General features: G+C 35.6%; 11 protein-coding genes. 6 read left to right on the plus strand and 5 right to left on the minus strand.

The window, feature by feature from the left end; genetic code table 11:
- Positions 1 to 6 precede the first annotated feature (6 nt).
- Positions 7 to 1,098 carry a TAXI family TRAP transporter solute-binding subunit gene (locus tag V6255_RS15265; protein WP_341628938.1) on the plus strand — a complete coding sequence of 364 codons (1,092 nt, stop codon included), beginning with the start codon at positions 7 to 9 and terminating at the stop codon, positions 1,096 to 1,098.
- Positions 1,099 to 1,260: 162 nt separating this feature from the next.
- On the opposite strand, the gene fur is transcribed toward V6255_RS15265, so the two are convergent.
- The 5 genes from fur to V6255_RS15290 all read right to left on the minus strand — a co-directional run bounded on the left by fur (position 1,261) and on the right by V6255_RS15290 (position 4,007).
- The gene (gene fur / locus V6255_RS15270) at positions 1,261 to 1,686 is read right to left on the minus strand and encodes a ferric iron uptake transcriptional regulator (protein WP_341628939.1); all 426 of its coding nucleotides are present in this window, start codon (positions 1,684 to 1,686) and stop codon (positions 1,261 to 1,263) included.
- A gap of 28 nt (positions 1,687 to 1,714) precedes the next feature.
- Positions 1,715 to 2,242, minus strand: a complete 528-nt coding sequence (fldA, locus tag V6255_RS15275) for a flavodoxin FldA (protein WP_341628940.1) — start codon at positions 2,240 to 2,242, stop codon at positions 1,715 to 1,717.
- A 10-nt stretch (positions 2,243 to 2,252) separates the two neighbouring features.
- Positions 2,253 to 2,531 carry a LexA regulated protein gene (ybfE, locus tag V6255_RS15280; protein WP_341628941.1) on the minus strand — a complete coding sequence of 93 codons (279 nt, stop codon included), beginning with the start codon at positions 2,529 to 2,531 and terminating at the stop codon, positions 2,253 to 2,255.
- 64 nt (positions 2,532 to 2,595) lie between these two features.
- The gene (locus tag V6255_RS15285) at positions 2,596 to 2,817 is read right to left on the minus strand and encodes a DUF2788 domain-containing protein (RefSeq protein WP_025563225.1); all 222 of its coding nucleotides are present in this window, start codon (positions 2,815 to 2,817) and stop codon (positions 2,596 to 2,598) included.
- Positions 2,818 to 3,221: 404 nt separating this feature from the next.
- On the minus strand, positions 3,222 to 4,007 hold the full coding sequence (locus V6255_RS15290) for an alpha/beta fold hydrolase (protein ID WP_341628942.1): 786 nt from the start codon (positions 4,005 to 4,007) through the stop codon (positions 3,222 to 3,224).
- Positions 4,008 to 4,159: 152 nt separating this feature from the next.
- On the opposite strand from V6255_RS15290, the gene V6255_RS15295 reads away from it, so the two are divergent.
- From V6255_RS15295 to V6255_RS15315, 5 genes are all read left to right on the plus strand, one after another.
- A complete protein-coding gene (locus V6255_RS15295; protein ID WP_341628943.1) occupies positions 4,160 to 4,801 on the plus strand; it encodes a replication initiation regulator SeqA in 642 nt (213 codons plus the stop codon).
- 33 nt (positions 4,802 to 4,834) lie between these two features.
- Complete coding sequence (gene pgm / locus V6255_RS15300) at positions 4,835 to 6,487, plus strand: phosphoglucomutase (alpha-D-glucose-1,6-bisphosphate-dependent) (RefSeq protein ID WP_341628944.1); 1,653 nt, start codon at positions 4,835 to 4,837, stop codon at positions 6,485 to 6,487.
- Between the two features lie 348 nt (positions 6,488 to 6,835).
- Entirely contained in the window at positions 6,836 to 9,313 is a 2,478-nt protein-coding gene (locus V6255_RS15305) for a glycogen/starch/alpha-glucan phosphorylase (protein ID WP_341628945.1), read from the plus strand.
- 120 nt (positions 9,314 to 9,433) lie between these two features.
- Positions 9,434 to 9,751: a DUF406 family protein gene (locus V6255_RS15310; protein WP_341628946.1), complete on the plus strand. Its 318-nt coding sequence runs from the start codon at positions 9,434 to 9,436 to the stop codon at positions 9,749 to 9,751.
- 186 nt (positions 9,752 to 9,937) lie between these two features.
- A complete protein-coding gene (locus tag V6255_RS15315) occupies positions 9,938 to 11,272 on the plus strand; it encodes a DEAD/DEAH box helicase (RefSeq protein WP_341628947.1) in 1,335 nt (444 codons plus the stop codon).
- Positions 11,273 to 11,494: the final 222 nt, after the last annotated feature.

An 11,494-nucleotide genomic window follows, 5' to 3' on the forward strand; every position in this document is an offset into this window, starting at 1 on the left:
AAAAAAATGACTGAGAAATTAGTCTCTAACAGTCATTCTAGCCTCTCTAAATTTATTATGTTGAGACGCTTATTTTTAACTTCACGTATTACTTTAATTAGCTTTCTATTGATGTTTTTTCAAGTAACTGCATCTGCAAAAGTAGAATATATTTCAATCGGTACTGGCGGAATTAGTGGCGTATATTACCCAACAGGTGGAGCCATTTGTTACTTAGTTAATAAAATCAAAGTAATAGATAATATTCGTTGTGAAATTAAAAGTACACCTGGGTCGATTTATAATTTAAGAGCTTTAAAAGATAAAAATATTGACGTGGTGGTCGCTCAATCTGATTGGCAGTATCATTTTTATCAAGGAACCTCTTTATTTAAAGAGCAAGGGGAATTTAAAAAGCTACGTTCACTTTTTTCAGTGCATTCAGAACCTTTTACTGTACTTGCTAGAAAAGATGCCAATATTAAGAGCTTTGAAGATATTAAAGGAAAACGCGTTAATATAGGAGCACCAAACTCAGGACAACGAGCAACAATGGAGATGCTTCTTGATCTCTACGGTTGGGGGGATGCTGACTTTTCTGAAATAACTTACCTAACACCTAGTGAACAAGCTCAGGCTTTATGTGATAAAAAAATAGATGTTATTATTTATGTAGTAGGGCATCCAAACAGCTCTATTAAAGAAGCGAGTAGTGCTTGTCAAACGACGTTGGTCAATGTTACTGGTCCTAAAATATCTAAACTAATAAAAACCCATCGTTATTATGAAGCGGCAGATATACCTGGTGACATGTACCGTGGAAGTCCGAGTAAAACCGAAACATTTGGTGTTGGTGCAACAATTGTTACCACAACAGATTTACCTGAACATATTGCTTATGAAATAGTAAAAGCAGTGTTTGAAAATCACGATACTTTTGTTCAATTACATCCTTCTTTTAAGAATTTATCTAAACAGGCGATGGTCAGCCAATATCTTTCTGCACCTTTGCATCCAGGCGCATTGCGTTATTATAAAGAAGTTGGTTTGATTAAAGACGATGCTCAGGTTGCTGTTAAAGAGAAACCTCTAGGACATGTTATTGCTGATGTAGAGTAACCTTTGTGCGTAGATGATAGATAACTATACGGAGAACACTGCTTAGTACTAACCGAATTGCTATAAGCACAGTTAGTTAGACAAATAGAAGATACAAAAAAGCCTGTATAAAACAGGCTTTTTATTGTTTAAAGTATTAGCTATAAGCTAAGGCTTTTACAATTATTTATGATTACACTCGCCATCAACTGGCTCACCATAAAGGTATAAACTGTGGTTAGTTAGTTTAATACCATATCTAGCTGCAATAAGGTTTTGTTGATCTTCAATTAGTGGATCATTGAATTCAATTACTTCACCACATTTTAAACATACTAAATGGTCATGATGTTCTTGATGAGTTAATTCAAAAACGGATTTTCCACCTTCAAAATGATGGCGTGTCACTATACCCGCATCATCAAACTGATTTAAAACGCGATACACAGTTGCTACACCGACTTCATCACCTTGTTCAAGTAGTTTCTTGTAGAGGTCTTCGGCACTTAGGTGCTGATTCTCTGGCAACTGTAATAAACTTAAAATCTTTAAACGTGGTGATGTTACTTTTAAACCCGCTTCTTTTAGGGCTAAATTTTCATTACTCATGTCGTTTCCTAACTGCTGTATTTTGAATTTAATCGGCTAATTCCGCTAAACACATTTCATTATAAATCTGCTCTGACCATGCTTTTACACGTGATGCAGTCAATTCAGGTTGGCGATCTTCATCAATACCTAAACCAATAAAAGTATTATCATCTATTGAAGCTTTTGATGCTTCAAAATCATAACTTTCAGATGGCCAGTTACCAACAATAATAGCACCCTTACTTTCAACTATGTCGCCTAATTGGCCCATTGCATCTAAAAAGTATTCTGCATAATCTTCTTGGTCGCCACAACCAAAAATAGCCACTAATTTATCAGTAAAGTCGATATCTTCTAGATCAGGGAAAAAATCATCCCAATCACATTGCGCTTCACCGTAGTACCAAGTTGGAATACCAAATAAAATAAGGCTGAATTCAGCGATATCTTCTTTGCTACTTTTAGCGATATCTTTTACTTCTACTAACTTCTTACCTAATTCTTTTTGTATCATTTTTGCAACTGCTTCAGTGTTACCTGTGTCGCTGCCAAAGAAAATACCTACGCTAGACATACTTTATACCTTAATTTATTTGATTTAACTGTGCGTGAAGAAGTTTAGTGATTAATTCTGCACGGCTTATTGATTGTGTATCAGATAATGCATTTAATTTTTCAAATAAATCATTATCTACTTTTAATTCGATTCGTTTCAAACCGTTTTGTTTGTCTCGTAACGTCTGTTTCTGCTTATTGATCTTTAGCTGAACTTGACGAGAATGAGGGTTACTCTTAGGTCTGCCTCGGCGTACCTCGTTTGCAAATAGATCGCTTGTAATGCGATCAAATGATTCCTTTGCCATTTTGTTACCTAACAATTCTTACTTAACAACACTTACTTAACAATACAATCACTGAGCTAATTATTTAACCAATGCCTGAATTAACCCATACAATTTCAATTATTGCTTTTGAAATAAAACCAATACAACCAAAAAATAAAACTGCCCATACAACATTGCGGCCAAATTTCGGCACATTACCTTTTTTTAAAACGTCTTGAATTGCCAAACCGATAAATAAAAAAAGTAAAAGATAGAAACCATAGAGCCCGATCATTTCAATTTGTTCAGTATATTCTTGCAGCATATTTTAACTTCTTTTAAAAAATGAATATATAGCTGTCGCCATTCAATATACTTGCAACAACTAATTAGTCTTATCATCAAATAAAATATAATTAATAACTTAATTTAGCTGTTATTTATATTGTAGTACTAAGTTGATTTTTAAACTAACGACTCGCAGTGCAAGTGTTGAGGCAAACATTTTAGTTGTATTTTAAGTGATTAATTTAATTAATCCTCTATTAACCACGGTTAGCTGCTTGCATTTAACCGTGGTTAGAAAGCCTTGATTAAACTTTCTAGGTTTTTAATTTCGCCTAGAAAAGATTTACTTCATGGCTTGCTTGAATTTTGCATCCCGAATGATAACGGGTATCTGATCTAGATGCCATCGAAAATAGATAAATATGTTTATGTTATGTCGATTTATTGAGCAAAAAAGTTCATCACTAAACGGTTAAAGGTTTTTGGTTTTTCTGCATGTAGCCAATGCCCCGTCGCATTAATTACTTTGAGTTTAGCTTTAGGGAAAAGTGTTATTATCGATTGTTGACTTGCTTGATCAATATAATCAGAGAGTTCACCTTTAATAAACAATGTTGGTTTATCATAATGACTGTCTTGTTCTGGCCAATCCCGAATCACTGAATAATTTTGATATAAATTATCTACATCATAAATAAATCGAAAGCCGTTATCACCGCGTTGGTAAGATTTTAATAAAAATTGTCTAATTTCAGGTGTTTCTACATAATTTGCTAATACGGTATCAGCTTCTGCTCTATTTTTAACATTCGAGTTACTGACCGCTTGTAAACCTGTAAACACATCGCTGTGTCTGTCAACATGTGAAGTTGGCGCTATATCGGCAACGACTAAGCGATTAATGCGGTTGGGTTGTAATAAAGCACAAGTCATTGCAATCTTTCCACCCATCGAATGGCCTAGTATTGAAAATGTATCAATGTTTAGCGAATCTGCTACTTCAAAGATATCATTTGCCATCTCTTGGTAAGTCATTGTTGTGCTTCGATCACTTTGACCATGGTTTCGTACATCAACTAAAATGACATCAAAATCACTTTGTAATTCTTTTCCTAAGCTGGAAAGGTTAGACAAACTACCAAATAATCCATGAATTATAAAAATAATCTCACTTTTATTAACTGTTTCATGTTTGGAAGATTGTTTTAATTGGTAATTTAGTAGCATAAACGCTCATTTTAAGTGAAAATAAATAAAGTTAGAAATAATAGCAAATTATGCATTAAAGCTGAAAGTATTTACATAGTGCTCGTCATTATCATTTGAGCTTGCTGTATCAAACACTGCGACGAAAAAATAAGTCACGTAATGGGGAAATAATGAAAACGATCGAAATAGAAGATGATCTATATAAATATATTTTAAATAATATTGAAGCCTTCGGCGAAACTCCCTCACAAATTCTTCGTCGTTTATTAGCATTATCTGAAGATAGCCATGTTACTAATAATGTAACCAAGAGTGTTACTAATTCAGCTCAGCAAGATCCTCAGAACAAGGGAAACGATACAGTAAAGCCTGTATTATCTAATTCAGAACTTAACAAAAAAAGTTCAGAAGATATCGATTCCATTAATGACCGTGATGATTATGAATATAAGAATGTGAGTCAATTATTTGGTGACAAGGCTTTTACATCAGAGCCGATTATTACCAATAAATTTATGATGATGCTAACGACTATGTACTTTGAAAAAAAGGCTGCGTTTATTGATGCAGCAGAAAAAACCAAAGGTCGTACACGTGCTTATCTTGGCACACATTTAGATGACTTATTAAACTCCGATAATGAAGAAGAGTTAGCTCAATTCAAAGCAAGCAAACCAAGAACCATTCCAAATACACCTTATTGGGTGATTACCAATGCAAATACTGGTCGTAAACGCATTATTTTGACACAAATGATGGCTTCAATGGGATACCCACATCATTTGATTGAACGAATAAAAGAAGAAATTTAATTTAATTTATTTTCACCACAATCTGAGGTACTTATGGCAATTCATCCACGAGCAGGACAACCCGCACAAGTAAGTGATTTAGTTGATATTCCGAAATTAGTGTCTGCATACTATGTTAATCTTCCTGATGTTGATGTTGTAGAGCAACAAGTCGCTTTTGGTACTTCTGGCCATCGAGGTAGCTCTTTTAAATATGCATTCACTGAACTGCATATACTTGCTATAACGCAAGCTCTTGCTGAGTACCGTAAAGAGAAAGGGTATACAGGGCCTGTTTTTATTGGTAAAGATACGCACGCATTATCTGAGCCCGCTTTCATTTCAGCAGTACAAGTACTGGTTGAAAATGGTATCAAAGTAGTGGTTCAAAAGGGCGGTGGTTATACACCTACGCCGGTTATTTCTCATGCTATTTTACAATACAACAAAGCTAATCCAGATTCACTGGCTGACGGAATTGTTATTACGCCTTCACACAACCCTCCTGAAGACGGTGGCTTTAAATATAACCCTCCTAATGGCGGCCCAGCAGATAGCGATGTTACTAAGCTTATTCAAGATCGTGCTAATGAAATATTAAATGATAATTATGATGATATTTTGCAAGCAGACTTCGATGAAGCGATGCAGTCAGATTTAGTGGAAGAGTACGATTATATCCAACCTTATGTTGATGACTTAATTAATGTATTAGACCTAGAAGCCATCGCTAAATCAGGTATTAAAATTGGTGTAGATACATTGGGTGGTTCAGGCGTTGCTTATTGGCCAGTGATTGCTAAAACGTATGGTTTAAACATTGAAGTGGTAAACGATCGCGTCGATCCTACATTCTCTTTCATGACCTTAGATAAAGACGGCAAAATCCGCATGGATTGTTCGTCACCTTATGCAATGGCTGGTTTAATCAAATTAAAAGACAAGTTTGATGTAGCTGTAGCGAATGACCCTGATTATGACCGTCACGGTATTGTGACTAAATCATCTGGTTTATTAAACCCTAACCATTATTTAGCGGTTGCGATTAACTATTTGTTCACTCATAGAAAACAATGGTCTGAAAAGGCGATTGTAGGTAAAACATTAGTTTCAAGCTCAATGATTGACCGAGTTGTTAATGAGTTAGGACGTGAGCTATCAGAGGTTCCTGTTGGTTTTAAATGGTTTGTCGATGGGCTATTTGACGGTAGCTTTGGTTTTGGTGGCGAAGAAAGTGCCGGCGCTTCTTTCTTACGTAAAGATGGTACTGTTTGGAGTACTGATAAAGACGGTATTATTCTTGCGTTATTAGCGGCTGAAATTATTGCAGTAACCAAGAAAGATCCTGGTGAGCATTATGCAGAATTTACAGCTAAATTCGGAGCGCCTGTTTATCAACGTTTCGATGCACCTGCTTCACCAGAACAAAAACGCGTATTGGCTAACTTAAGCCCTGATATGGTTGAAGCTGAAACACTAGCGGGTGAGAAAATAACTGCTAAATTGACTCATGCATCTGGCAATGGTGCTGCTATCGGCGGGTTAAAAGTGACCACTGAAAACGGATGGTTTGCTGCTCGTCCTTCAGGAACTGAAAATATTTATAAAATATATTCTGAGTCGTTTTTGGGTGAAGAACATATCGCGCAGATTCAAACAGAAGCGCAAGAAATTGTTGCGCAGGCTTTCGCGAAAGCGGGGATTTAATTTCTTTATCACTCCCTCAAATAAGCTGAATAAAATAGAGGCAGAGTTTTTACTCTGCCTTTTTATTGCGCGTTTATAAATACTTTTAAAATTCATTAAAATAAAATCCTTAGTCTATACTGATCATTATTGTGATCTTGATCTCGTTATTTTGTTCAGATCTTAGATTCAATAGAACATTAAATATTCAACGATAAAGGTTTATCTTCCTTTTTATTGTTTATTTTTTGACTGGGATGTTGAAAGGTAATTTATCTTTCATAAAGCTTCTTCTTTCATTCCACTGTTCTTATCAAAACGTTTTATACATGATGAAATTTCACTTAACACTTAGCTAGTAGGTCTAATATGGCGATTAAAAAGAATCAAGAATCAGTAGCGGTACCTTCAGTAACGAGTGCTGAAATGCAACAAGCGATTATCGATCGTCTACGTAAAGGGATTGGTACAGATAGATATAAAGCAAATAATAAAGCATGGTGGAATGCAACCTGTCAGGCAGTTAATGAACTGGTATTTGAAAAATTAACGCAAACTCAACAAAATCACTCAAAGAAAGATACGCGTGCGGTTAATTATCTTTCGCTTGAGTTTTTAATGGGGCGTTTGTTATCTAATAACCTACAAAACTTAGAAGTTTTTCAAGTCACTGAAGATGCGTTAAAAGCATTAGGCAAAGACTTATACGAATTATGCGATGAAGAGCCTGATATGGCGCTAGGTAATGGCGGTCTAGGTCGCCTTGCTGCATGTTTCATTGATTCATTAGCAACGCTTGGTTATCCGGCAATTGGCTACGGCATCCATTATGAACATGGTTTATTTAAGCAAGAATTCCAAGATGGTCGTCAAATAGAGCGACCTGATACTTGGCGTGAGTATGGTAATCCATGGGAAATTTGTCGCCCTGAATCAATTCAATTTGTTCCTTTATACGGTTATGTTGAAACGGTTTTCGATCAAAAAGATGGCCCTAGAAAAGTGTGGCATGCAGGTCAAAAATTAAAAGGGGTCCCATGGGATATTCCTATTGTAGGTTACGGTGCTAAAACCGTTAATATTTTACGCTTATGGGAAAGTCGTGCTCATGAAGCATTTGATTGGGATGTGTTTAATGCCGGCGGTTATGTTGATTCACAAGTCGAAAAATCAAAAGCAGAAACAGTATCCAAAGTCCTTTATCCAAATGACTCAACAGATGCGGGTAAAGAGTTACGTTTAATTCAACAATATTTCTTTTGTGCTTGTTCAGTGAAAGATATTTTACGTCGTTTTAAACGTGCTAATAAAGATTGGTCATTGTTGCCTAAAAAAGTGGCGATTCAATTAAACGATACGCATCCAACGATTGCTATTCCAGAATTAATGCGCATTTTGATTGATGAAGAAAGCTTAGATTGGGCGACAGCATGGGGAATTTGCCAAGAAACCTTCGCTTATACTAATCATACGTTATTACCTGAAGCATTAGAAAAATGGTCTGTTGCTCTGTTTGAAAAAGTATTACCTCGCCACTTAGAAATTATCTATGAAATTAATGCTCAATTCTTAAAAAATGTAGTTGAGAAAAAATGGCCTGGAGATGACCAGAAAAAACAAAAACTCTCTATCATTGAGGAATCTCAACCACGTATGGTACGCATGGCAAACCTTTGTGTTATCACCGCTTACAAAGTAAATGGTGTGGCGGCAGTGCATTCCGAGCTCGTTAAAACAGATCTCTTCCCTGAGTTTCATGAGTTATTTCCAGGTAAATTAGTTAATGTTACTAATGGCGTTACGCCTCGTCGCTGGTTAAAAGCCTGTAATCCTGGTTTAGCAACGTTATTAGATGAAACCATTGGTGATGATTGGGTGCTTAACTTAGATAAATTAAAAGGCATTCTTCCAAAAGCAAAAGATACTGCTTTCCAAAAACGCTTTATGGACATTAAAAAACAAAACAAAGTGGAATTAGCTAAAATCATTAAAGATACAACCGGCGTTGAAGTCTCTGTCGATGCTATTTTTGATGTGCAAATTAAACGTCTACACGAATATAAACGTCAGCAATTAAACTTGATACATATTTTAACCTTGTATAAACGTTTACTTGAAAACCCTGATTACGACATGGTGCCTCGTGTGTTTTTATTTGGTGCAAAAGCGGCACCGGGTTACCACATGGCTAAAGAGATTATTTTTGCACTAAATAAAATTGCAGATAAAGTGAATAACGATGAACGTATTAAAGACAAATTAAAAGTTGTTTTCTTACCAAACTATCGTATATCTCTTGCTGAAAAAATGTTCCCTGCAGCAGATGTTTCAGAGCAAATTTCAACGGCGGGTCTTGAAGCATCGGGTACCGGTAACATGAAGTTTTCACTAAATGGCGCATTAACCGTCGGTACGATGGATGGTGCGAACATTGAAATGGCTGAAGAAATTGGCGAAGAACATATGTTTATCTTTGGTTTAAGCGTTGATGAAGTGAAGGCGTTAAAAGCCAGTGGATATAATCCGTATGATTATTACTATAAAAATCCAGAACTAAAAGCGGTGCTTGATTGGTTAGATACTGACTTCTTTACGCCTGGTCATGCTGGCTTATTGTCTGATATTAAACGTAGTTTATTAGAATGGGGCGATGAATATTTATGCCTTGCTGATTACGCATCTTATGTAGAAGCACATCAAGCGATTGATACCCTTTATCGTGATAAAGCAGCATGGGCTGAAAAAGCTATTCTGAATACAGGTGCAATGGGTAAATTTAACTCAGATCGCTCAATTGAAGATTATGCAAGCAAAATTTGGAAATTAGAAAAGTTTCCTACAGCTTAATGATTTAAATCATTAAAAGGTAAAAGGCGACACGTTATGTGTCGCCTTTTTTATTTAAAGCAAGCTACAATAATTTCTATTGAATAATCGCAGATTAAGTCACTACAGTAAGAGGTCATTATGTTTTCAAAAGAAACGTCTCAAGAAAGTCAGGTTCAAGAAAATGAGGTCTGTGAAGCATGCGGCACAATCGTTGAACTGGGTAGTGTTATTACAGAAGATGACACACAGCTTGTTTTGCCTTTCTCTGGTCCGACTAAAGAAAGTGTTGAAGCATTAGCTGAAAAATATATTAAAGCGGCTAAAGAACGTTTTGAAACAGTCGAAATAATGGTGGATTATAAAGAAGTAGGATCTACTATTGAAAGCGAAGTCACTTTGCAATTTGAATGTACGGCTGAAAAGCTTATTTTCGAAATGGGATTAAGCGCAATTTAACGACTTTTCTTAATAACGAGAGAAGGGAGTAAACGTTTTGTAGATTCCCTTTTTAATCTTTTTTCGCTGTTTTACATAAAATCTGCACTTTTCTCATTGTTATTACAAACTTCATTTCTTGTTTTTCTGCTTAATCGTTTATACTCACTCTTTAATTTATTATTTTACTGTTTATTGGAGCATACATTGCTAATTAAAGATTTACCCATAGATCAGCGTTTGATCACTTCCGTTTCACATTTAGGTTTTACTGAAACAACACAAATTCAAGCTGAAGCCATTCCGGTTGCTGTCTCTGGGAAAGATCTTTTAGCATCATCTAAAACAGGTTCAGGTAAAACGCTGGCTTATTTATTACCTGCTATGCAACGTGTATTAAAAACACGTGCGCTGACTCGTCGTGATCCTCGCGTATTAATCTTAACGCCTACACGTGAGCTTGCTAAACAAGTTTATGCACAACTACGTTTATTAGTGTCTAACACCAGTATTAAATCAATTTTAGTATTGGGTGGTGAGAACTTTAATGACCAGGTAAAAGCAATCGATAAACATCCGCATTTTATTGTAGGTACACCAGGACGTATTGTTGATCACCTTAAAAAAGGGTTGCTACATTTACCAGGTTTAGAATTACTGATTTTAGATGAAGCGGACCGTATGTTGGATTTAGGTTTTGCTGAGCAATTAACTGCGATTAATGAAGCGGCTAACCATCGTTTACGTCAAACGTTAATGTTCTCTGCGACATTAGGTCACGGTGAAGTGAATGAGTTTGCTGGTCATCTATTAAAAGCACCTGTACGTATTGCTGTTGGTGAAGAAAATCAACAACACAGTGAAATTACTCAACGCTTTTATTTAGCAGATAATCTTAATCAAAAAGAAAAGCTGTTATTTCACTTTTTAAATAAAGAAGAAATCAATCAAGCAATTATATTTACGGCTACCCGTGCTGATACTGAACGTTTAAGTGCGATATTAGTTGAAAAAGGGATGTCAGCAGTTGCACTGCATGGCGATTTAACACAAGCAAACCGTAATAAGATCATGGATTCTTTTTCACGCGGAAAAGATAAGATCTTAGTCACCACTGATATTGCTTCTCGTGGTTTAGATTTAATCCATGTAAGCCATGTATTCAACTTTGATATTCCAAAACATACTGAAGAGTATATTCACCGTATAGGCCGTACTGGTCGAGCGGGTGAGTTAGGCGATGCTATTTCTATCATCGGTCCTAAAGATTGGGATAACTTTAAAAAAGTAGAAAGCTTTGTTGCTCAAACAATTACTTTTGACAAAGTGGAAGGTGTTAACCCGAAATTTAAAGGCTTAAAACCAGTACAGAAGAAAGTTTTTAAAGCGAAAAAAGTCGTTGAAAATAAACAAAAACCAATGGCTAAGAAAGCAAAAGTAAGCACTAAAAAACAAGAAAATGTTTTCCATGAGTCTGTTGATGTAGGTGAAGCACCAATGCGTCGTAAGAAAAGAATCATTGTTGATGATTCGGAAGATTAATTTCCTGAAATAGCGATTGATCGATGATGTTTCGATGAAATAGAGCTATTTACAGGATCTGAGAAAGGCCTTAATGAGTGATCATTGAGGCCTTTTTTTTGCTTATTAAACTTCCGCTTTACTCATTAAGCTTTAATCTTTAATACTTAACTATTTTTAGACCCTTTTAATACCGATTACATTAAATAAGTGATCTAAATTTTGCGCAGGAAAAATGAGTTA

It is taken from the genome of Psychromonas arctica (assembly GCF_038155225.1).
Taxonomy (GTDB): Bacteria; Pseudomonadota; Gammaproteobacteria; order Enterobacterales; family Psychromonadaceae; genus Psychromonas; species Psychromonas arctica_B.